General features: G+C 62.6%; 21 protein-coding genes. 17 read left to right on the top strand and 4 right to left on the bottom strand.

Annotated features, from left to right (window positions below; translation table 11 throughout):
• The first annotated feature begins 7 nt into the window (after positions 1 to 7).
• The 10 genes from ACR0NB_RS10965 (at position 8) to rarD (ending at position 11,196) form a co-directional block, all read left to right on the top strand.
• On the top strand, positions 8 to 577 hold the full coding sequence (locus tag ACR0NB_RS10965; RefSeq protein ID WP_260063599.1) for a helix-turn-helix domain-containing protein: 570 nt from the start codon (positions 8 to 10) through the stop codon (positions 575 to 577).
• Entirely contained in the window at positions 577 to 1,200 is a 624-nt protein-coding gene (locus ACR0NB_RS10960) for a LysE family translocator (RefSeq protein ID WP_480775671.1), read from the top strand. Before ACR0NB_RS10965 ends, ACR0NB_RS10960 begins: the two co-directional genes overlap by 1 nt.
• A 4-nt stretch (positions 1,201 to 1,204) precedes the next feature.
• Positions 1,205 to 1,585, top strand: a complete 381-nt coding sequence (locus tag ACR0NB_RS10955; RefSeq protein ID WP_170342302.1) for a GFA family protein — start codon at positions 1,205 to 1,207, stop codon at positions 1,583 to 1,585.
• 15 nt (positions 1,586 to 1,600) lie between these two features.
• Complete coding sequence (locus ACR0NB_RS10950; RefSeq protein ID WP_480775670.1) at positions 1,601 to 4,048, top strand: GcvT family protein; 2,448 nt, start codon at positions 1,601 to 1,603, stop codon at positions 4,046 to 4,048.
• Between the two features lie 15 nt (positions 4,049 to 4,063).
• Positions 4,064 to 4,540, top strand: coding sequence for a cupin domain-containing protein (locus ACR0NB_RS10945; RefSeq protein ID WP_480775669.1), 477 nt, complete (start codon positions 4,064 to 4,066; stop codon positions 4,538 to 4,540).
• Between the two features lie 12 nt (positions 4,541 to 4,552).
• Positions 4,553 to 5,605, top strand: a complete 1,053-nt coding sequence (locus ACR0NB_RS10940) for an alcohol dehydrogenase family protein (protein ID WP_480775668.1) — start codon at positions 4,553 to 4,555, stop codon at positions 5,603 to 5,605.
• 12 nt (positions 5,606 to 5,617) lie between these two features.
• Positions 5,618 to 6,511: a homocysteine S-methyltransferase family protein gene (locus tag ACR0NB_RS10935; protein WP_480775667.1), complete on the top strand. Its 894-nt coding sequence runs from the start codon at positions 5,618 to 5,620 to the stop codon at positions 6,509 to 6,511.
• Positions 6,512 to 6,520: 9 nt separating this feature from the next.
• A complete protein-coding gene (locus tag ACR0NB_RS10930) occupies positions 6,521 to 7,504 on the top strand; it encodes a GlxA family transcriptional regulator (RefSeq protein WP_480775666.1) in 984 nt (327 codons plus the stop codon).
• 87 nt (positions 7,505 to 7,591) lie between these two features.
• Positions 7,592 to 10,045 (top strand): GcvT family protein, encoded by a 2,454-nt coding sequence (locus tag ACR0NB_RS10925; protein ID WP_480775665.1) that lies wholly within the window; start codon positions 7,592 to 7,594, stop codon positions 10,043 to 10,045.
• Between the two features lie 245 nt (positions 10,046 to 10,290).
• A complete protein-coding gene (rarD, locus tag ACR0NB_RS10920; protein WP_170360854.1) occupies positions 10,291 to 11,196 on the top strand; it encodes an EamA family transporter RarD in 906 nt (301 codons plus the stop codon).
• On the opposite strand, the gene ACR0NB_RS10915 is transcribed toward rarD, so the two are convergent.
• Complete coding sequence (locus ACR0NB_RS10915) at positions 11,187 to 11,894, bottom strand: SGNH/GDSL hydrolase family protein (RefSeq protein WP_480775664.1); 708 nt, start codon at positions 11,892 to 11,894, stop codon at positions 11,187 to 11,189. The genes rarD and ACR0NB_RS10915 overlap by 10 nt on opposite strands.
• A 7-nt stretch (positions 11,895 to 11,901) precedes the next feature.
• Complete coding sequence (locus ACR0NB_RS10910; RefSeq protein WP_170360856.1) at positions 11,902 to 12,312, bottom strand: nuclear transport factor 2 family protein; 411 nt, start codon at positions 12,310 to 12,312, stop codon at positions 11,902 to 11,904.
• A gap of 94 nt (positions 12,313 to 12,406) precedes the next feature.
• Here ACR0NB_RS10910 and ACR0NB_RS10905 point away from each other — a divergent pair, with 94 nt between their 5' ends.
• The 4 genes from ACR0NB_RS10905 (at position 12,407) to ACR0NB_RS10890 (ending at position 15,385) form a co-directional block, all read left to right on the top strand.
• Positions 12,407 to 13,054, top strand: a complete 648-nt coding sequence (locus ACR0NB_RS10905) for an RluA family pseudouridine synthase (RefSeq protein ID WP_480727951.1) — start codon at positions 12,407 to 12,409, stop codon at positions 13,052 to 13,054.
• 129 nt (positions 13,055 to 13,183) lie between these two features.
• Positions 13,184 to 13,855: a YiaD family glycine zipper/OmpA-like lipoprotein gene (locus ACR0NB_RS10900; RefSeq protein WP_170341353.1), complete on the top strand. Its 672-nt coding sequence runs from the start codon at positions 13,184 to 13,186 to the stop codon at positions 13,853 to 13,855.
• 136 nt (positions 13,856 to 13,991) lie between these two features.
• The gene (locus ACR0NB_RS10895; RefSeq protein ID WP_170439715.1) at positions 13,992 to 14,534 is read left to right on the top strand and encodes an NADPH-dependent FMN reductase; all 543 of its coding nucleotides are present in this window, start codon (positions 13,992 to 13,994) and stop codon (positions 14,532 to 14,534) included.
• 38 nt (positions 14,535 to 14,572) lie between these two features.
• Positions 14,573 to 15,385 (top strand): HTD2 family dehydratase, encoded by an 813-nt coding sequence (locus tag ACR0NB_RS10890; RefSeq protein ID WP_480775663.1) that lies wholly within the window; start codon positions 14,573 to 14,575, stop codon positions 15,383 to 15,385.
• On the opposite strand, the gene ACR0NB_RS10885 is transcribed toward ACR0NB_RS10890, so the two are convergent.
• Complete coding sequence (locus tag ACR0NB_RS10885; RefSeq protein ID WP_170370028.1) at positions 15,377 to 16,411, bottom strand: NAD(P)/FAD-dependent oxidoreductase; 1,035 nt, start codon at positions 16,409 to 16,411, stop codon at positions 15,377 to 15,379. The two genes, ACR0NB_RS10890 and ACR0NB_RS10885, sit on opposite strands and share 9 nt — an antisense overlap.
• Before the next feature lie 55 nt (positions 16,412 to 16,466).
• Here ACR0NB_RS10885 and mnmC2 point away from each other — a divergent pair, with 55 nt between their 5' ends.
• A complete protein-coding gene (mnmC2, locus tag ACR0NB_RS10880) occupies positions 16,467 to 17,132 on the top strand; it encodes a tRNA (5-methylaminomethyl-2-thiouridine)(34)-methyltransferase MnmC2 (RefSeq protein WP_480775662.1) in 666 nt (221 codons plus the stop codon).
• Positions 17,129 to 17,998 (top strand): DMT family transporter, encoded by an 870-nt coding sequence (locus ACR0NB_RS10875; protein WP_170596568.1) that lies wholly within the window; start codon positions 17,129 to 17,131, stop codon positions 17,996 to 17,998. The genes mnmC2 and ACR0NB_RS10875 overlap by 4 nt, the downstream gene beginning before the upstream one ends.
• On the opposite strand, the gene ACR0NB_RS10870 is transcribed toward ACR0NB_RS10875, so the two are convergent.
• Positions 17,972 to 19,945 (bottom strand): lytic transglycosylase domain-containing protein, encoded by a 1,974-nt coding sequence (locus ACR0NB_RS10870; RefSeq protein WP_480775661.1) that lies wholly within the window; start codon positions 19,943 to 19,945, stop codon positions 17,972 to 17,974. The genes ACR0NB_RS10875 and ACR0NB_RS10870 overlap by 27 nt on opposite strands.
• A gap of 133 nt (positions 19,946 to 20,078) precedes the next feature.
• Between ACR0NB_RS10870 and dapA the strand changes: the two genes are divergently transcribed.
• Complete coding sequence (dapA, locus tag ACR0NB_RS10865; protein ID WP_170360872.1) at positions 20,079 to 20,951, top strand: 4-hydroxy-tetrahydrodipicolinate synthase; 873 nt, start codon at positions 20,079 to 20,081, stop codon at positions 20,949 to 20,951.
• The last annotated feature ends 52 nt before the right edge of the window (positions 20,952 to 21,003 follow it).

The following is a 21,003-nucleotide window of genomic DNA, read 5'->3' as shown; positions in this document are numbered from 1 at the left end:
TGGTAGCGTGAACGACCAGGCCCATATCGCTGCGACGCTGGGGGCGGACATTCGCGCGCTGCGCAAGGCGCGCGGGTTGACGCTGACCGATATCGCTTCGCGGTTGGACCGGTCGGTGGGCTGGCTCAGCCAGGTCGAGCGCGATTTGTCTGCTCCGTCGATTTCGGATCTGCGCCTGATCGCGGAATGCCTGGGCGTGCCGATGTCGATGCTGTTCGCCCATACCGGCGTTCTGGCCGGGGAACAGGGCTATGTGGTGCGCGCCGGTTCGCGCCGGCCGATGGGGTCGGGCGAGGAAGGGCTGATCGAGGAATTGCTGTCGCCTGACCTGACCGATGATTTCGAGATGGTGCATTCCACCTTTGAGCCCCACTCCCGGATGCAGACCCCGGCCAACCGTCCGACGCAGGAGGTTGGATACATGATCGCGGGCCGTCTTGACCTGACGATCGGAGGCCGAAATTTTACCGTCGGCGTCGGGGACAGCTTTCGGATCAAGCACGAACCCTATCAATGGGCGAACCCTTACGACGAACCCGCCGTGGCCGTCTGGGTGATCGCTCCGCCGGTGTACTGATGAGCTTTGAGGCCTGGACCATATTCGCGGTGTTCTGGGTGGTGTTCGTGACCACGCCGGGTCCGAATGCCGTGAATTGCATTTCGAACGGGATGAGCCTGCCATTTCCCAAGGCGATGCTTGGGGTTCTGGCGATCCTGACCCAGGCCAGCGCCTTTCTGATCCTGTCGGCTCTGGGGGTGACAGCCCTGATCGCGGCCTCGCCAACCGGGTTTTTCGTGGCCAAGCTGATCGGGGCGGGGTTCCTGATCTGGATGGGACTCCGGGGGTGGATGAACGCCGCGCGTCCCGCGCCGGCCAGCCAGCGCCCGGCCCGCCATGTCTATCTCCATGCCTTGGCCGTCGCCACGATCAATCCAAAGAGTGTCGCAGGTTACCTGGCCGCGTTTTCCCAGTTCGTGCAGCTTGATGTGCCGATCTGGCAGCAAATGGCGATCATCATGCCGACGGCGCTGATCATCACGTCGCTGAGCTACACCGGGTTCACACTGTTGGGTGCGGTGATGGGGCGGGCGGCACTGGGCGCCGTGTTCAACGTCTGGGTGCGCCGCGTCATGGCCACCTGTTTCATCATTTATGGCGTCCTGCTGGGAACCAGCGCGGCACCTGCAGGAAAGGGATAGAACCATGCAAAAAGGATCGTGCCTTTGCGGTTCGGTGGCCTTCACGATCAACGGAGAGCTGTCGCCGCCCTCGGCCTGCCACTGCGGGCAATGCCGTCGGCAGTCTGGGCATTATTGGGCCTCGACCGCGACCCACCAGGACAACCTGACCCTGAACAGCAGCGATACACTGGGATGGTTTCAGGCTTCGGACACGGCCCGGCGTGGTTTCTGCAAGGCATGCGGAAGCTTTCTGTTCTGGCAGCACAAGGACGAAGACACGATTTCGGTTTCGATGGGGGCTCTGGACCAGCCCACTCAGTTGAAACTGGCCCGCCACATCTTCGTGGCGGACAAGGGCGACTACTACGACATCACGGATGAACTGCCCCAAAGGGCACAATGACAGGGATCTAGAAAAATGAGCGATTTTCCGACCAAGGCCCGCGTGGTCATCATCGGTGGCGGCGTCGTAGGGGCGTCCTCGCTGTACCATTTGGCCAAAAAGGGCTGGACCGACTGCGTTCTGCTGGAAAAGAACGAGCTGACCGCAGGGTCGACCTGGCACGCGGCGGGCAACGTGCCGACCTTCTCGACCTCGTGGGCGATCATGAACATGCAGCGCTATTCGACCGAGCTGTATTCACGTCTTGGCGAAGAGGTCGACTACCCGATGAACTACCACGTGTCCGGCTCGATCCGTCTGGCGCACAGCAAAGAGCGGATGCAGGAGTTCCAGCGGGCCATGTCGATGGGCCGCTACCAGGGAATCCCGATGGAAATGTGGACGCCGGAGCAGGCCAAGGAACGCTACCCGTTCCTGGAAACTCATGATCTTGAGGGCGTTCTGTATGACCCGACCGATGGGGACATCGACCCTGCGCAGCTGACCCAGGCGCTGGCCAAGGGCGCACGCGACATGGGGCAGAAGATCATCCGGTTCTGCCCGGCCACCGGCGTGACCCAGCATGACGACGGCACCTGGACCGTCCACACCGAAAAAGGCGACATCGACTGCGACTATGTCGTCAACGCGGCCGGCTACTACGCGCAGCGCGTGGGCGAATGGTTCAAACCCTTTGGCGGCCGCACCGTGCCCGCGATGGTCATGAGCCACCAGTACCTGCTGACCGACGAGATCCCCGAGGTCGAAGCCTGGTCCAAGGAAAACGGTGGCAAGCTGCCGCTGCTGCGCGACGTGGATATCTCCTACTACCTGCGACAGGAAAAGCACGGCTTCAACCTTGGCCCATACGAGCCCAATTGCAAGGGCCACTGGATGACCGAGGACGACCCGATGCCTGAGGATTTCAGCTTCCAGTTGTGGAACGACGATCTGGACCGGATCGAGGACATCGTCACTGACGCGATGGAGCGGGTGCCGCTGATGGCGACCTCGGGCGTGGGCCGCGTGATCAACGGGCCGATCCCCTATGCGCCCGACGGCCTGCCGCTGATCGGGCCGATGCCCGGCGTCAAGAACGCCTTCGAGGCGCATACCTTCACCTTCGGCATCGCCCAAGGCGGCGGTGCAGGCAAAGTGCTGGCCGAATGGATCGTGGATGGTGCCACCGAATGGGACATGTGGGCCGTCGATCCGCGACGCTACACCGATTACACCGATCAGGACTACTGCAACCAGAAGGGCATGGAGGTCTACGGCAACGAATACGCCATGCACTTCCCCCATCACGAATGGCCCGCCGCGCGCGACAAGAAGCTGTCGCCCGTGCATGCCAAGGTCAACGAACTGGGCGGCGTCATGGGGGCCTACAACGGCTGGGAGCGCGCCAACTGGTTCGCGCAGCCGGGCGACGACACCTCCGAGGAAAGCACCCACACCTGGGGCCGCTCGGGTCCGTGGGAGCAGCGGATCAAGGAAGAATGCGAGGCCGTGCGCGACCATTGCGGCGTGCTCGACCTGCCGGGTTTCTCGCGCTTTGTCGTCAAGGGCGAAGGCGCGGCCGAGGCGCTGCGCGGGCTGGTCACCGGCGGCCTGCCCAAGGTGGGGCGGATCAACCTCGTCTACATCGCCGACAATCGCGGCCGCATCCTGACCGAGATGTCCTGCATGCGCCTGGGCGAGGATGAGTTCGTGATGATCACCGCCGCCACCGCGCAATGGCACGACCGCGACATCCTGATGAACGCAATGCCCGCGGGCGTCACGGTCGAGGACGTGACCACCACCCGCGACACGCTGATCGTGACCGGTCCGAAATCGCGTGAGATCCTGTCGGGTCTGACCGATGCCGACCTCTCGCTGGGTTGGCTGACCCATCAGGCGGCCACCGTGGCCGGACAGCCCGCCCACCTGATCCGTGTGTCCTTTGCCGGTGAACTGGGCTGGGAGGTGCATGCGCTCAACGAGCACATGCCCGCGATCTATGACGCGATCCTTGCCGCCGGGGCCAAGCCGTTCGGCATGTATGCGCTGAACAGCCTGCGCATCGAAAAGGGATACCGCGCGTGGAAGGGAGATCTCAGCACCGACTACTCGCTGCTCGAAGGCGGGCTGGAGCGCTTCGTCAAGTTCGACAAGCCTCAGGATTTCCCCGGCAAGGCCGCGTTGCTGGCGGAAAAGCAGCGTGGAGTGAAGAAGTCTTTCGTCACGCTGGTCGTCGAGGCCGGTGACTGCGATGCGCCTTACATGTCCTGTATCTGGCAGGGTGATCAGATCGTGGGCGAAACCACATCGGGCGCCTGGGGCTATCGTGTCGGCAAGTCCCTCGCGCTGGGTATGATCAAGGCCGATCTGGCCAACCCGGGCACCGAGCTTGAGGTGGAAATCTACGGCGAAAAGTGTCGCGCCGTGGTACAGGAGGATCAGCCGCTGTGGGATCCCGCAAACGAGCGGCTGCGCGCCTGACACAAGGAGGCCCATATGCGCCCTCGATATTCCAAGCAGGGACCCGGTGAGGGTCCTAACTATGACTGGGAGAACGACCATACCTGCGTGAAGGTTTCCGGTCAGGACACGGGCGGGGCGTACACCCTGATGGAAGACAACTTGAAGGCCAGCTTCGCGCTTGGCCTTCATCGCCACGACAGCCACGCCGAGACTTTCTATTTTTTCGAGGGCGCCGTGGATTTCTACGTCGACGGAGATTGGCACCTGTGCACGCCGGGCACCACCATGCATGTTCCGCCGGGTGTGCCGCATGCCTGCCGCGTCGCCGACAACAAACCGGCACGAATGCTCATGATCTTTCAACCCTCCGGGTTTGACGGCTTCCTTGCGGAACTGGCAACCATGACCCAGGCAGATTTTGAGGACGAGGCCAAGATGGCCGATCTGAATGCCCGCTACGACATCGTGCCGATGGGGCCGGTGCCGCCCCATCCCGACGACCAGACCTGAGAAGCCAGCGAAATGAATGCTCCAAAGACGATGTGCGGTGTCTATCTGACAGGTCACGGTGGTCCAGAAGTTCTGGAATGGCGCGAGGATATTCCGGTTCCAGTACCCGGGCCCGGGCAGGTTCTGGTCCGCGTGGTCGCGGCAGGCGTCAACAACACCGACATCAACACGCGGATCGGATGGTATTCCTCGGACGTCACCGGCGCGACGGACGCGGTTGACCAAGAGGTCGAAGCCGGCGGGTGGGGCGGCGCGCTGTCCTTTCCCCGCATTCAAGGCGGAGATCTTTGCGGCATAGTCGAGCAGATCGGGCCGGGTGCCGGCTTCAAACCGGGGCAACGCGTGACCTGCCCGATCAACCTGCCGCGCCCGCGCCCGGGTAACCCGACAGGCTTCATCGCGCTTGGGTCCGAGATCGACGGGGCTTTTGCGCAATACTGCCTGCTCGAGGCGGATGACCTCTACGACGTGACCGCCTCACCGTTGTCGGACGTGGAAATCGCCGCCATCCCCTGTGCGTTTGGCACGGCCGAGAACCTGTTGACCCGCGCGGGCGTGACTGCCGGGCACAAGGTGCTGATCACCGGCGCCTCGGGCGGCGTCGGGCTGGCGGCCGTGCAATTGGCAGCCTTGCGGGGAGCAACCGTGTGGGGGGTGACCAGTGCCGCCAAGGCCGAAGTGGTACGGGCGCAGGGTGCGGCTGGTACGTTCGAGCGCGACGCGCCGCTGCCTCAGGACAGCTTTGACGTGGTGATCGACGTGGTCGGCGGCCCGGCCTTTTCCGGCCTGATCCTGGCACTGAAGCCGGGCGGCCAATATGCCGTGTCCGGGGCCATCGCCGGCCCGATCGTGCAGGCTGATCTGCGCGAAATCTACCTGCGCGACATCACGATCCACGGCTGCACTCACCAAGCCTTCGAAGTTTTTGGCCGACTGGTCGAGTTGATGAACGCGGGTCGGATCAAGCCTTTGATTTCCAAGACTTACCCGCTGCGCGAGATCGCCCAGGCGCAGACGGACTTTCAATCAAAGACCCTGCCCGGAAAGCTGGTTCTCATACCGTAAGGAGGCACCGAGATGGCAGACATCACGCTGTTGGATGGTTCGATCGGTCAAGAGCTGGTCAAACGTCGTGGCGAACAGCCAACCGCCTTGTGGTCAACCCGCGTAATGATCGACGAGCCGGGGTTGGTCGGAGAGATCCATCGGGATTATTTTGACCGCGGGGCAACCGTCGCGACGACAAACACCTATGCGGTCCACCGCTCTCGCCTCGTACGAGCGGGGATCGAGGACCAGCTGGAGCAACTTATTGATGCGGCTCTGACACAGGCCGAACTGGCGCGCGATGGGCGGGCGGGGCGTATCGCCGGTGCGCTGGGCCCCTTGCTGGCCACCTATCGCCCCGATCTGAACCCCGATCCCGACGAGGCCGCGCAGAAATTCGCGGAGCTGGTGCGATTGATGCAGAACCGGGTGGACCTGTTTCTGATCGAAACCGTCTCGTCCGTGACCGAGGCCGAAGGCGCGCTGCGTGGAACCGAAGGCTGTGGCAAGCCGGTCTGGCTGGCCCTGTCGGTCATGGACGAGGACGGTACCCGGCTGAGGTCGGGCGAACCGCTGGGCGCGATCGCGCCACTGGTCGAACGCTTCGATCCCCAGGCGGTTCTGATCAATTGCACCCGGCCCGAGGCGGTGCCCGCGGCGCTGGAGATCCTTGCGACACTTCAAAGACCTTACGGTGCCTACGCGAATGGTTTCACCCGGATTTCTGACGGCTTCCTGAAAGACGCTCCGACAGTCGACGCGCTGGAAGCGCGCCACGATCTCGACCCGTCGGCCTATGCCGCACATGCGATGAGTTGGGTTGACCAAGGGGCCACGATCATCGGTGGATGCTGCGAAGTGGGCCCAGAGCACATCGAAGCTTTGGCCAAAGCCCTGCGCTCGGCTGGGCACAGGATTGTGTGAGTGGCGAGGATGGCGGAGAAACCGGACCTTGGAAAACCCGACGGCGTCAAGGCGCAATGGCATTTTGACATCATCACCGCACCAGGCTTCGTTTTGCTGGAACTGGCGTCGGTGGTGGATGTGCTGCGTCTCGCCAATCGGGTTTGTCCGCACCCGCCGTTCACTTATACTTACCGATCGCTGAAGGGGGGGACCATCGTCAGCAGCAGCGGCGCCAGCATTCCGACCCAGCCCGTTACACGCCAACCGGACGCCGACTATTTGTTTGTGATCGGCAACACCGACCCGGACCAGCCCGAGCTGTCGCTGGGCCGGGTTGTCTCCGATTATACCTATCGCGGTGCGCAGGTCTTTTTGCTGGCTGAGGCCGCCAGCCGGTACATCGACGAACACGGCACGCCCGACATGGCAACGCATTGGGAAAACGCGTCGATCTTCCGCGAACGCGGCGCACGGTTCGAGGCCAAGCTTTCGATCGCGACCGAGCAGGGCCCGGTCGTGACCTGCGCGGGAATGGGGGCCACGGCCGATATCGCACTGGCGGTGATCGGGCGTCACATCTCGGGGCCGGCCAAGATGACGGTGGCCGACATCATGCTGCACGAACACATCCGCGATTTTTCGTCGTTACAGCCGTTTTCTGGCGCCAAGACGACAACGACCGGGGATGCCCGGCTGGATCAGTGCATCAAGTTGATGCAGGCCAATATCGAAGATCCGTTGCCCATCAATCAACTGGTCGAAGAGCTTGGAATGTCGAACCGCTCGCTGGAGCGCAAATTCAAGACATTCTTCGGCACCACGCCGAACGGGTTCTATCGGGAGATGCGGTTGGCCAAGGCCAACAACCTGCTTTTGAATACCACTATGAGCGTGCGTGAAATAGGCCTCGCCTGCGGCTTTCCCAACGGGTTCTCATCCGTCTACAAAAGCTTTTTCGGGATCACGCCATTCGCTCTGCGCCGCCAGAAACGCCAATCGGCGCTGCGGTGATTTTTGTGCCGCAGTTGACGTTTTTGCTGCATTTTTTGTCGCCTGTTCGTGGCATTCTGAAGCCGACTCGAGATTGGAGACTTCGGAATGGTTGATCTTCCCAGCAAGGCCCGCGTGGTGATCATCGGTGGCGGTGTGATCGGATGCTCGGTGGCCTATCACCTGACCAAGAAAGGCTGGAGCGACGTTGTTCTGCTGGAGCGCAAGCAGCTGACCAGCGGCACGACCTGGCACGCGGCGGGCCTAATCGCACAGCTGCGGGCCACCGCAAACATGACCAAACTGGCAAAGTACAGCCAGGAACTCTATGGCGCGCTCGAAGAGGAAACCGGTGTCGCTACCGGGTTCAAACGCTGCGGCTCGATCACCGTGGCGCTGACGGATGAGCGCAAGGAAGAGATCTATCGCCAGGCCGCCATGGCCCGCGCCTTCGGGGTCGAGGTCGAAGAGATCTCGAACGAACGCGTGGCCGAACTTTATCCACATCTGAATCTGGATGGGGTCAAGGGCGCGGTCTATCTGCCGCTGGACGGGCAGGGCGACCCGGCCAATATCGCGCTGGCGCTGGCCAAGGGTGCCCGTCAGCGCGGCGCCGTCGTCAAGGAACGGGTAAAAGTCACCGAGATCGCAAAGCAGGGCCGCAAAGTTACCGGCGTCGACTGGATGGCGGATGACGGCAGCGCCTCGGGCCATATCGAATGCGATATGGTGGTGAACTGCGCCGGGATGTGGGGCCATCAGGTGGGGCGCATGGCAGGTGTCAATGTACCACTGCATGCCTGCGAGCACTTCTACATCGTGACAGAGGGCATCGACGGGCTGACCCAGCTGCCGGTTCTGCGGGTGCCGGACGAATGCGCATATTACAAGGAAGATGCCGGAAAGATCCTTCTGGGTGCGTTCGAGCCGAATGCCAAGCCCTGGGCCATGAACGGAATTCCCGATAGTTTCGAGTTCGACCAACTGCCCGAGGATTTCGACCATTTCGAACCGATCCTCGAGGCCGCCTGCAACCGGATGCCGATGCTGGCCGAGGCCGGGATTCATACCTTCTTCAACGGCCCTGAGTCCTTCACGCCCGACGACGCCTATCACCTTGGGCTTGCGCCCGAGATGGACAATGTCTGGGTCGCGGCCGGGTTCAACTCGATCGGGATCCAGTCTGCGGGCGGCGCGGGCATGGCGCTGGCCGAATGGATGGAAAGCGGCGAGAAACCCTTTGACCTGGGCGACGTGGACATCAGCCGGATGCAGCCCTTCCAGGGCAACAAGCAGTATCTGTTCGAGCGGTCCAAGGAAACGCTGGGCCTGCTCTATGCCGACCACTACCCCTATCGCCAGAAAGCCACCGCGCGCGGCGTGCGCCGGACGCCGTTCCATCACCACCTCAAGGAAAACGGCGCCGTCTTTGGCGAGTTGGCCGGCTGGGAACGTGCCAACTGGTTCGCCATTGAGGGGCAGGAACGCGAATACCGCTACAGCTGGAAGCGCCAGAACTGGTTCGAGAACTCGGCCGCCGAACACCGCGCGGTGCGCGAGAACGTGGGCATGTATGACATGTCTTCCTTCGGAAAGATCCGGGTCGAAGGCCCCGATGCCCAGGCTTTCATGAACTATATCGGTGGCGGCGACTACGCGGTTCCAAACGGCAAGATCGTCTACACCCAATTCTTGAACCGGCATGGCGGGATCGAGGCAGACGTGACCGTGACCCGCCTTTCCGAGACCGCCTATCTGGTCGTGACCCCGGCAGCGACGCGACTGGCCGACCAGACGTGGATGATGCGTCATTCGGGCAATTTCAATGTGGTCATCACCGATGTCACGGCAGGCGAAGGCGTTCTGGCGGTGATGGGGCCCAACGCGCGGACCTTGCTTGAAAAAGTTTCGCCCAACGACTTCTCGAACGCGGCAAACCCATTTGGCACCGCGCAGGAAATCGAGATCGGAATGGGCCTGGCACGCGTTCACCGCGTGACCTATGTGGGCGAACTTGGGTGGGAGGTCTACGTGTCGTCGGATATGGCCGGGCACGTTTTCGAAACGCTGCACGAGGCCGGGCAAGACATGGGCCTGAAGCTGTGCGGTATGCACATGATGGACAGCTGCCGGATCGAAAAGGGCTTCCGTCACTTCGGTCATGACATTACCTGCGAAGATCACGTTGTGGACGCCGGTCTCGGCTTTGCCGTCAAGGTGGACAAGGGATGTGATTTCATTGGCCGAGATGCGGTGATTGCCCGCAAGGACAGCGGCCCCCACAGCCGGCTGGTGCAATTCAAGCTGACCGACCCTGAACCGCTGCTGTTCCACAACGAACCGATTATCCGCGATGGCGAATATGTGGGTTACATCAGCTCAGGAAACTATGGCCACACTTTGGGTGGCGCGATCGGCATGGGTTATGTCCCCTGCAAGGGCGAAAGCGCGGCCGACGTGCTGTCCTCGACCTACGAGATTGACGTCTGCGGAGTAAAGGTCCGCGCCGAGGCGTCGCTCAAACCCATGTACGATCCGAAATCCGAACGTGTGAAGGTCTGATGGCGGGTTGGGGGCGTTGCTCCTATGCAATTGCATAGCGCCGGATGGAGGTTCTTGACGAGGCCTCCATCTGGCCAAGACTTTACCGGAAAACCAAGCATAGCCGAACATGGTTCTGCCGGTCGCACACCGGACGATAGGGCCGCCGACCCATCACAATTCGTTATGAGCGTCTTCAAGCTTTTCTGAGTTTCAATGGCAAGGGACTTTGCCTAAAGACGGGGGGTATCAGCTGGAGACCATTCATGGCCGAGCGCCCGACCCAAGCCCAGAACACGGATTCGCCAAAAGGCCTTGCGCTGGCTGTTACGGCGTATGTCCTTTGGGGTTTTCTGCCGCTCTACATGAAGGCAATGGCGCATATCGGTCCCGTCGAAATCGTGGCGCATCGCATCATCTGGTCGGTGCCGGTGGCCGGGCTGTTGCTGGTCGCGCTGGGGCGAACCGGTGATCTGAAGGCGGCGCTGCGCGATCCGCGCATGTTGGGAATGGCATGCCTGACGGCGGCCCTGATTTCGGTGAACTGGGCTATCTACGTCTGGGCGATCGCCAGTGGCAACGCTCTGGACGCGGCGCTGGGGTATTATATTAACCCGCTGTTCAGCATAGCGCTGGGAGCGATCCTGCTACGCGAGTCCCTGACCCGAACACAGTTGATTGCCGTGGGGCTTGCCGCCTTGGGCGTTCTGGTTCTGGTGGTCGAGGCCGGCCGTCTGCCATGGGCGGCGCTGGGGTTGATGGTCAGCTGGGGATTTTACGCGTTCTTCAAGCGCTCGTTGCCCATCGGACCAAACCAGGGATTCCTGCTTGAGGTTCTGATTTTGCTGGTTCCCGCGCTGGCTTATGTGACCTGGTTGGGCGCGGAGGGTACCGGACATTTTGGAGGCGCCGCAACAGATACCATGCTGTTGGCCGGGGCAGGTATCGTGACCGCCGTTCCGCTTCTGGTCTATGCCAACGGGGCCAAGCTGGTGCGGCTTTCGACCATGGGTATCCTGCAGTACATCGCGCCGACCATGATATTCATCACGGCGATCACGCTGTTTGGTGAGCAGATCGACCGCGGGCGCATGATTGCCTTTCCGTTGATCTGGGCCGCACTGGTAGTGTATTCAGTGCCCATGATCCGTCAGGTGCGCGGTCAGACCTGATCGAGGATCATTCGCGCGGCCTGCTCGGCCCAAAGGCGATAGGCTTTGGGGCTTGGGTGATAGCCGTCCACAGCCGCCAGGGCCGGATCGTCGGGCAGGTGCAGCGCCAAATGCCGGGCCTTGGGGAAGCTCGCGATCACCTCTCTCAGCCCTTCGTCAAGGCGCGCGGATTGGCGTCCCAAAATCCATGCCAAGGGCTGTGGTAGCGCCGGGAACCGATCCATCTGCGGGACGCCCGTCACGATCACAGTCCGCACGCCCAGATCGACGGAAAGCAAGCGCATCAACTCGGCCTGTTGACGTTTGAACCGGTTGCAGGTCACGGCTCGGGTGACGTCGTTGACGCCCAAGGCCGTAACAGCCGCGTCAAACTGGCCTTCGATCCTGCGCAGGTCTTCGATCGCGTTACCGGTCGTGTGGCCGGTCGTTGCGACAAGGCGCCACTCAACGCTGAACTGGCGGCTGAGCCGTTTCACCAGCTGGCCCGACAGCGCCTGTTCCTGAGTGCCTGCCCCAACGCCTGCGGCTGAACTGTCGCCGGCGATCAGCAGGCGCAGTCTCGGCCCGCGGCCTTGCCGGCCCTCACGCGCACCGGAAGGTTCGGGCAGCTGCACGGCCCTTCGCCGCACCAGCAGAGCCTGTGCCGCCAGCACCGGCAGCAGCGGAACTCTCAGAAGCTGATCGGCGGCAATGGGCACGGGTGGCTCAGCTCAAAGCGTTCCGAAATTCCAGGAACCGGGGATCTTTCATGACGCGCGCCATCATGGCCTCGCGCAGGGCGCCAACGGTCTTGTAGGGACGCATGGCGACTTCGAATGTCTGAATCAACCCGTCATCGTTGAGCTTGATCAGGTCAACGCCAACAGCGTCCAGTTCACCCACCTTGCATTGAAACTCCAATGCCCAGTCTTTGCCATCGCCCATGATCCGGCGGTAGCGAAACTCGGAAAAAACCTGTCCGACATGACCCAATACCGCCGCCACCGGGGCGCGGCCTGTCCAGGTGCTGTAGTAGGTCGGCGGAAGGAACTGCACGTCTTCGGCCAGCAATTCATGGATCAGGCTCTCGTCGCCCTTGGCGACCACTTCCTGCATTCGTTCGATCGTCGGGTGCATGTCATCTCCTCTGCCTGGCGCGAGAGTTGCCGAGAAGCCTTCTCATCGCAAGGACGACGTTGCGAGAGGCGGCGCCCTGCGATAGGCAGCCCGCATGAGCGATACCTATGATCCCCCCAAAACGCCGCTGGACGTGCTGCACGAGGATGCGCAGGTGATCGTGGTGAACAAGCCGGCGGGCCTGCTGTCGGTGCCCGGCCGTGGAGAGCACCTGGCCGATTGTCTGCTGGTCCGTGTGCAGGCCGCATTTCCGCAGGCCTTGCTGGTCCACCGGTTGGACCGCGATACCTCAGGCGTCATGATCTTTGCCCAGACACCGCACGCTCAACGGTATCTGGGGCAGCAATTCGAAAACCGGCAGACACGAAAAACCTACGTCGCCCGTGTGTGGGGCCGGGTGGAACCAAAGACCGGCACGGTAGACTTGCCGTTGATCGTGGATTGGCCCAACAGGCCGCGCCAGATGGTGTGCCACGAAACCGGAAAGCCGGCAGTCACGGATTGGCGGGTCGTCCGGTACGACGGGGACACCACCCGCGTTCGCCTATTTCCAAAAACCGGTCGCTCGCACCAGTTGCGGGTCCATATGCAGGCACTGGGCCATCCGATCCTGGGCGACCCGTTCTATGCCGAAGGACCAGCGCGCGATTTCGCCAGGCTGATGCTTCATTCCGAGGAATTGCGCGTCAAACACCCCGAGGATGGCATATCGATGAAATTTCGCGCTCTGCCGGATTTCTAAGCGCCTTGAGGGCGGCGGGTATTCGCCGATCTCACGTTTTTGTCGCTTGAGCCTGTTTGTGTCAGGCGTGCTATAATCACGTCAAACACGTAACCCGGAAAAACGGGTGCAGGAGCAGAAGGTGAACCCATGAAAATTTCCAGATTCTTGCTGCCGGTCGGGCTGAGCGCCGCATTTGTGCTGGGGGCCTGTACCGACCCCGGTACGTTGCGGGTTCAGGACGACCCGAACCAGAACGCCAAGCAGGGAGCGTTGCTGGGCGGTCTGATTGGCGCCGGTGTTGGCGCCATCGCCAATGACTCGAACCCTGGGCTGGGTGCCGTTGCCGGTGCGGCCATTGGTGCTGCCGGTGGCGGATTGATCGGCAACCAGTTGGACCGGCAGGCAGCCGAACTGCGTCAGCAACTGGCCAATGACGGTATCACGATCGTCAACGCCGGAGACCGGCTGATCGTCACGGTTCCGAATGACATCACCTTTGACACCGACAGCGCCACGGTCCGGCCTGCGCTGAGAGCGGATCTGGTCCGCGTGGGGCAGAACCTCGTGAACTATCCCAACTCGAACGTACAGATCATCGGGCATACCGACAGCGATGGTGAAGCCGGCTACAATCAGATCCTGTCCGAACGCCGCGCCAATGCGGTGGCGGATGTTCTGCAGGCCAATGGCGTCAGCTATGCGCGCATCGCCACGATCGGTCGTGGTGAAAACCAACCGATCGCCTCAAACCTGACGCCCGAGGGCAAGGCGCAGAACCGCCGGGTCGAGATCGTGATCGTGCCAAGCGGCAACGCCTGAGCCGATCAACAGCCAACCGCCGGGGGCCGCTGCGAGCGGCCCCTTTCTTTTTGCACATTGACTGCGCGTCAGGCGGGCTATGGTTTGCGGTCGGGATGACTAAACTGCAGCCGAAACACATGACGGAGATATCCTGATGTCCGAACCGATCCTTCTGGGCCTGTCCGGCTCGTTGCGGCAGAACGCCACCAATCGACGCCTAATCCGCGAAGCGGCGCGCCTGTTCGGCGCGGGAACGTTCATCGAAGCTGATCTGAACCTGCCGCTCTATGATGGAGATGCTGAGGAGGCCGAGGGGGTCCCGGCCGAAGTTCAGATCCTGGCGGATCAGATCGCCGGTTCCCATGCGGTGGTCATTTCCACTCCGGAATACAACAAGGGGCCGTCAGGCGTTCTGAAGAACGCGCTGGACTGGGTCAGCCGGACCAAGGGCAATCCCTGGGCCGACAAACCGGTTGCGGTGATGTCAGCAGCGGCGGGCCGGGCCGGAGGCGAACGGGCGCAGATGATCCTGCGGTCGTTCATGGTGCCATTTCAGCCGCGCATCCTGCAGGGCCCCGAAATTCATCTGGCCGACAGCTCGAACGAGTTCGACGATTCAGGTCGGTTGCGCAGCGACCGCTACGAACGGACGCTGGGCCAGTTGATGGAGAAGCTGCGGGCCGAAGCAGGTTTCTGAGCCTTGTCGTGCTGGCCGAGCCTGCTTAGGGTGCGGCCATGACGGATCAAGTTTCCTTGGAAATTCAATACGACGTGATGGACCCTGCCCGGGCGGCGGCGTTTCAGGTCGCGTTGGGGCAGGCACCTTCGATCGGGATGGGCACGTCGCTGCCGCCGTTCTTTCACCAGCTGTTTTTCTGGTCGCCGCGCCCGCCCGAGGGCTTGGGGCGCGACGGCCATCCCGCGGTGGGCGGAGGGCTGGTCCCCGACCTCGGTCTTCCGCGTCGGATGTGGGCCGGTGGGCGACTGCGGTTCGCCGCTCCGCTGATTGCTGGCACACCAGCCGAACGCCGCTCGACCTTGAGCAATGTGAGCACCAAGACCGGACGGACTGGGCCCTTGGGGTTTGTGACCCTCAAGCACGAAATCTGGCAGGACGACACGCTGTGCCTGACCGAATGGCAGGACCTTGTCTATCGCGAGGACCACTCGGCCGATGCACCAAAACCAGCGGCCCCGGTTGCCCGGACGGACGAAACAGAGCTGCGCCAGGTCGCGTTCGATACCACGCTGCTGTTTCGGTATTCGGCGCTGACTTTCAATGGCCACCGCATCCACTATGACCTTGACTATGCCCGCGATGTCGAAGGCTATGCCGGGCTGGTGGTTCATGGACCGCTTCTGGCGCAGCACCTGATGCTGCTTGCCACTGATCTCATGGGGCCGCTGGCCGAGTTTTCCTTTCGCGCGTCCTCTCCGCTGATGCATTTCGAGCCTGCCACGCTGTGCCGAAACGGGAACGATTTTTGGGTCCGCGGCCCGGACGGGCGGCAGTGCATGCAGGCCGTGGCCCTTCCACGGTCACAGTGACGCCTCGGGGCGGAAGCCTTCGGGGATCGAATCCTGTCCGTCCAGCACCAGATCTGCCATGACCTCGGCTACCTTTGGGGCCATGCCGAACCCGATCTTGAAGCCGCCATTGGCAATGAACTGGCCCTTGTGCAGCGGGTGTGCGCCCAGCATCGGCGCTCGGCTCTTGCTGCGGGGGCGGACTCCGGCCCAACGCTCGATCACTTCCGCGCCGTGTAGAACTGGAACTGCCTGCAACGCGCGCTGGATCACATCGTCAAGCGCAGCATCGGTGCCGGTCGGGTCGTCATAGTCCCGCTCGGACGTCGAGCCGATGGCCAGTGTCCCGTCGGCGTGGGGCACGAAATGGATCGACTCCGCAAACAGCTGCGGCACCTGGCCCGCGTCGAACCGCAGCAGTGCCGCCTGTCCCTTGACCCCGTTTCCGACCGTCTTTCCGAAAGCATCGGACAGCTCCAACAGGCCGGACACCCCGGTCGCATGAATGACTGCCCCGGTGTCCGGGGCCTCTGGCACGACCTCAACCCCCATCACGGCCAGCGCGGCCACCAGCGCTGCGCAGGCCCGGCGTGGATGCATGCGTGCACTCAACGTATCGTGGATGACGAAACCCGTTGCGCTGGGCGGGCACCATGATCCGACCGAGCGCGCCTCGACCACGGTCCATTCGGCCCGGCCCTGCCACAGGTCGCGGGCCGAGGCCGCACGCTGATGCGCCAGGTCGAGGCTCTTTGGGTCGTTGATGGGCTGGATCCGCCCCAGACGCGCATAGCCGGGCGAAACGCCGCCGGTGGCTTCAACCTGTCGCCAGAACGGTTCGGCCATCAGCAGGCTTTCGAATTGAAATGCCTTCTTGTCGTTCCAGTTTTCCGGAACGTGCGGGGCAAGGGCACCCACCAGCCCGCCGCTGGACCCTGAACCCGCGCCGTAAGGATCGACGACCCGGACCCTGGCGCCACGTCGCGCACAAGTCCAGGCGATGGACAGGCCAAATATACCAGCCCCGCGGATCGTCACATCGACCATTGCCAATCCCCTTTTCCTTGTTCAGTGTCGCGCCGCTTAGCTACAGGAATTCCCGATGGCAGACCAGCGCGCCAAATTGTCGTGGAGGGATGAGACAGTCCCTGTTTCTGATCGTTTCGACGACCCCTATTTCAGCCTTCAGAACGGACTGGAGGAGACCCGTCATGTCTTTTTGCAAGGCAACGATCTGCCCGCTCGCTTTGCCCCCGGTTTTCACATCGCCGAGCTGGGGTTCGGAACCGGACTGAACATGCTGACCGCTTGGTCGGAATGGGAGAAGTCCGGACAATCGGGTCCGCTGACGTTCACCAGTTTCGAAGCCTTTCCGATGGCCCCTGCCGATATGAAGCGCGCGCTTGCGGCCTTTCCCGAGCTGGCGCCCTGGGCCGACCGGTTCCTTGACCGATGGCAGGGTGGCGGCTGTGATTTGGACACGCTGCGTCTGACCGTGATCGAAGGTGATGCCCGCCAGACCCTGCCTGTTTGGGACGGGCTCGCCGATGTCTGGTTCCTGGATGGGTTCTCGCCCGCCAAGAACCCTGAGCTGTGGCAGCCGGAACTGATACGGCAAGTGGCGGCCCATACAGCGCCCGAAGGGACGGCCGCCACCTATACCGCAGCCGGGTTCGTGCGGCGTGGGTTGCAGGAAGCCGGGTTTTCGGTATCCCGCGCGCCGGGATACGGCCGCAAACGGCACATGACGCGGGCGACCAAGGCATGACCCAGACAAACAATGTGCGGGCGGGTATTGCGCTGATGATCGCGGCCACGATCGTGTTTGCGTTGCAGGACGGCATCTCGCGCCATCTGGCCGGCACGTACAACACCTACATGGTGGTCATGCTGCGATACTGGTTCTTTGCGGCTTTCGTGATTGCCTTGGCGGCGCGTGCACCCGGTGGTCTGGCGGCCGTCGCCCGGACGCGGCAACCGGGCCTGCAGATCCTGCGCGGCCTGCTGCTTGCCGGCGAGATCTGCGTCGCCGTCTACGGCTTTACCATTCTCGGCCTGATCGAGAGCCAGGCGGTGTTCATCTGTTATCCGCTTCTGGTCGCCGCGCTCAGCGGGCCGGTGCTGGGCGAGAAGGTCGGCTGGCGGCGCTGGTCGGCCATCGGGGTCGGATGCGTTGGCGTGCTGATCATTCTGCAGCCCGGCATGGGCGTTTTCAATCCGTGGGCAGTGATCCCCTTGATCTCGGCGCTGATGTTTGCGTTCTACGGTCTGCTGACCCGCTATGCTGCACGTCAGGACAGCACCGCAACCAGTTTCTTCTGGACCGGGATCGTCGGTGCATTGATCATGACCTGCATCGGCCTGTGGTTCTGGGAGCCGATGGTGCCGCGGGATTGGTTCTGGATGGGGCTGCTGTGCATTACCGGCGTTTTGGGGCATTGGCTGCTGATCAAGTGCTACGAGATGGCAGAGGCCAGCGCCGTACAGCCCTTTGCCTATTTCCACCTGATGTGGAGCGCAATCCTGGGCATCACGATCTTTGACGAGACCCTGCGCCCCGCGGTGGTCGCGGGGGCGGGGCTGGTGGTGGCGGCGGGTCTGTTCACCCTATGGCGCGAACGCCGACAGGGTTGATCCGACCAACTCCTGCGAGAACGGGATCGGCAGCGCGGGTTTGCCCAGCCTTGCGCGGTAGACAGGCAGGCTCTCGGTCACCCGCATCACATAGTTGCGGGTCTCGTTGAAGGGGATCGTCTCGATCCAGTCGACGATATCCACCGCGCCGGTTCGCGGGTCGCCGTAGCGGTCCATCCATGATTTCGGGCGATTGGGGCCGGCATTGTAACCTGCGGCCATCATCACGACGTTGCCGTTGAATTCGGCAGCCAGCCCGGCCAGATAGTTTGCCCCCAGTTTGGCGTTGTATCGCCAATCCGAGGTCAAACGTCCCGTCTGATGACCGCTGAGAATGCCCAGTTCCTGCGCGACCAGCTTGGCGGTCGCAGGCATCACCTGCATCAGGCCTCGCGCGCCGGCACCGCTGATCACGACCGGGTCGAATTCGCTTTCGCGGCGGGCGATGGCCAGGGTCATTTCCTTGGCCATTGGCAATCCGATATCCGCAACGGGATGGACCGGGTAATACGCTGCGGGCAATACGACTCCATTCGTCGCGGCCCGTTTGGCGATCATTACCGCCAGATGCGGCTCCTTCAACTCGACTGCCAGATCACCCAGCTGGCCAGCCTGCACCGGATCCAGGCTCTCGACCAGGTGCGTCAGGAACCGTTCGCCCAATTCAGGCTCGCCAGCTCGTATCAGCAGCAGCCCCGCCTCAAGCACACTGGACTTGGCGAACTCGGCTTGTTTCCAATGGGGCGCCCGGCGCGGGTTGGCCAGGTCGCTGTCAAATGGCCGTCCGATCTGTTCTGCAGCCAACAGGCCATAGAACGAGGTCTGGTAGTCGGCGCCGATTGCATAAGCCTCGTAGGCTTTCTCGGCGTTTCCGGTTGCGGCGTAGGCCCGGCCCAACCAATACCCGCCCCGACCCATCGAGATCGGAGACTTCACAGCCCCCAGGAAGTTCTGGAAATGCCGAACGGCTGTGGCCGGGTCGTTCAGCTTGCGCAAAGCCAGGAAACCCGACAGCCACTCGAGGTCGGCATAACCATATCCCATCTCGGGTGTCATGTGGTGATTGGCAGCGATGGCATAGGCCCGGTTCGCATCACCCTGACGCATTTCCAGCCGAGCCAGCCTGCGTCGCCCTTCGGCCCACTTGTCGGGTTCCCCCAGTGCCTGCGGGCTGGTCGAGCGCGCCAGCATCAGATCAATGGCGCTGTCGTCCAGCTCTTTGCGGTCCCGCCATACGAACCGGTCAAAGGCCAGCCCCGGATCATCGGCAAGCGCCTTCGGAACGGCGGCAACCTTGCCATCCACGCCGGGTTGGCGCTTTTGCAGGGCGATCCGCGCTTCGGCCAGTTTGCGGTAGTCTTCGCTGACCAGCGGCAGCATCTGGGCCGAGCTGATCAGATGACCATCCCACAGCATCCGGTCCAGACGAGCCTCGTGATGCGGTTTCAGCAGTGACCCGAAGTTCTGAACGTAGTCCTGCTGCAGGCCCGAACCCATCGGCATCGTCCGCCAGGCAGTGACGATATCCGCCTCGGCCTCACCGGTTCGGCCTTTGGCCTTCAGTGCCACAGCATAGTTCAGAGCTCCTTCGGCAGTCTGTGGCGGGTTGTCCTTGTAGAACTTCAGCACCCGGTCCGGGTCCGCGCCGGTAAAGGACGGCTCGCTTTTGCGGCGCAGCCAGGCAAGGCCCGGCCAATCGGGCCGCCGGTCCAGAAAGACCAGAACATCGCCAGAGCTGCCGAACCCTTGGCGCAGCCAGTGCCACACGATGATGTCGCGCGCGACCGAGCCGCGGGTGCCGGCCACGCGCAAGGCGGCGTTCCAGTCGCCTTTGCGCATTTCGGACATTGCGGCCCGAAGATCGGACACCACATCGGCCCGCACGGCCTGAGTTTGAAGCGTCAAAGCTAGAATCATCGTCGCGATCAGCGACAGAATCCGTGTCATCCCTTGCATTTCCCGACCAACCGAGGATACAGCCATTCAGGATAAACCTTGCGCCGCCGGGATCAACTCAAGAAACCTAAATTCGTGTCGGCCCGCGACGCACATCACACGATTGAACCTCAAGGAGCGTTCCATGTTCAAAGGCTCGATGCCAGCTCTCGTCACCCCGTTCCGCAACGGCGAGTTGGACCTGGATACGCTCAAACAATTGGTGGAATGGCAGATTGCCGAAGGGTCGACCGGTCTGGTGCCCGTCGGCACGACCGGCGAAAGCCCGACGCTGAGCCACGAGGAACACGAAACCGTAGTGGCCGAGGTGGTCAAGGCCGCCGCGGGGCGCGTGCCGGTCATCGCCGGGGCCGGGTCGAACAATACGGTCGAAGCCATCCGGTTCGTGCGATTCGCACAGAAAGTGGGTGCGGATGCGGCATTGGTCGTCACGCCCTACTACAACAAGCCGACTCAGAAAGGCCTGTTGTCCCATTTTCGGGCGCTGCATGACTGTGCGGATATTCCGATCATCATCTACAACATCCCGGGCCGCTCGGTCATCGACATGAACCCGGACACCATGGGTGCGCTGGCGCAACTGCCTCGGATCATCGGTGTCAAGGACGCCACGGGCGATCTTGCCCGCGTCAGCCAGCAGCGCGCTGCCTGCGGCAAAGACTTCTGCCAGCTTTCGGGTGAGGACGCGACGGCCCTGGGTTTCAACGCTCATGGTGGTGTTGGCTGTATCTCGGTCACCGCGAACGTGGCCCCAAAGCTGTGCGCCGAGTTCCAGCAGGCGACCCTGTCGGGCGACTATGCGACGGCGCTGGAATATCAGGATCGGTTGATGCCGTTGCACGAGGCTATATTCATCGAACCGGGCCTGGTGGGTGCGAAATACGCGCTCAGCAAACTGGGACGCTGCACCGAAGAAGTGCGGTCGCCGCTGACGACGCTGGAAGACAGCACAAAGGCCGCGATTGATGCCGCGATGGAGCATGCGGGCCTGATCTGATCAGGCGCGTTCCGAAAGAAAATGGGCGGTGTCCGGGAGAACCGGCACCGCC

Source organism: Ruegeria sp. CG3 (assembly GCF_056537205.1).
Note: the sequence above shows the minus strand (reverse complement) of the source record. Positions and strands in the feature narration are given on the sequence as shown.

Coding starts and splice junctions, on each gene's coding strand:
- ACR0NB_RS10960 (WP_480775671.1), top strand. CDS start 577: ATGAGCTTTGAGGCCTGGACCATATTCGCGGTGTTCTGGGTGGTGTTC.
- ACR0NB_RS10955 (WP_170342302.1), top strand. CDS start 1,205: ATGCAAAAAGGATCGTGCCTTTGCGGTTCGGTGGCCTTCACGATCAAC.
- ACR0NB_RS10950 (WP_480775670.1), top strand. CDS start 1,601: ATGAGCGATTTTCCGACCAAGGCCCGCGTGGTCATCATCGGTGGCGGC.
- ACR0NB_RS10945 (WP_480775669.1), top strand. CDS start 4,064: ATGCGCCCTCGATATTCCAAGCAGGGACCCGGTGAGGGTCCTAACTAT.
- ACR0NB_RS10940 (WP_480775668.1), top strand. CDS start 4,553: ATGAATGCTCCAAAGACGATGTGCGGTGTCTATCTGACAGGTCACGGT.
- ACR0NB_RS10935 (WP_480775667.1), top strand. CDS start 5,618: ATGGCAGACATCACGCTGTTGGATGGTTCGATCGGTCAAGAGCTGGTC.
- ACR0NB_RS10930 (WP_480775666.1), top strand. CDS start 6,521: ATGGCGGAGAAACCGGACCTTGGAAAACCCGACGGCGTCAAGGCGCAA.
- ACR0NB_RS10925 (WP_480775665.1), top strand. CDS start 7,592: ATGGTTGATCTTCCCAGCAAGGCCCGCGTGGTGATCATCGGTGGCGGT.
- rarD (WP_170360854.1), top strand. CDS start 10,291: ATGGCCGAGCGCCCGACCCAAGCCCAGAACACGGATTCGCCAAAAGGC.
- ACR0NB_RS10910 (WP_170360856.1), bottom strand. CDS start 12,312: ATGCACCCGACGATCGAACGAATGCAGGAAGTGGTCGCCAAGGGCGAC.
- ACR0NB_RS10905 (WP_480727951.1), top strand. CDS start 12,407: ATGAGCGATACCTATGATCCCCCCAAAACGCCGCTGGACGTGCTGCAC.
- ACR0NB_RS10900 (WP_170341353.1), top strand. CDS start 13,184: ATGAAAATTTCCAGATTCTTGCTGCCGGTCGGGCTGAGCGCCGCATTT.
- ACR0NB_RS10895 (WP_170439715.1), top strand. CDS start 13,992: ATGTCCGAACCGATCCTTCTGGGCCTGTCCGGCTCGTTGCGGCAGAAC.
- ACR0NB_RS10890 (WP_480775663.1), top strand. CDS start 14,573: ATGACGGATCAAGTTTCCTTGGAAATTCAATACGACGTGATGGACCCT.
- ACR0NB_RS10885 (WP_170370028.1), bottom strand. CDS start 16,411: ATGGTCGATGTGACGATCCGCGGGGCTGGTATATTTGGCCTGTCCATC.
- mnmC2 (WP_480775662.1), top strand. CDS start 16,467: ATGGCAGACCAGCGCGCCAAATTGTCGTGGAGGGATGAGACAGTCCCT.
- ACR0NB_RS10875 (WP_170596568.1), top strand. CDS start 17,129: ATGACCCAGACAAACAATGTGCGGGCGGGTATTGCGCTGATGATCGCG.
- ACR0NB_RS10870 (WP_480775661.1), bottom strand. CDS start 19,945: ATGACACGGATTCTGTCGCTGATCGCGACGATGATTCTAGCTTTGACG.
- dapA (WP_170360872.1), top strand. CDS start 20,079: ATGTTCAAAGGCTCGATGCCAGCTCTCGTCACCCCGTTCCGCAACGGC.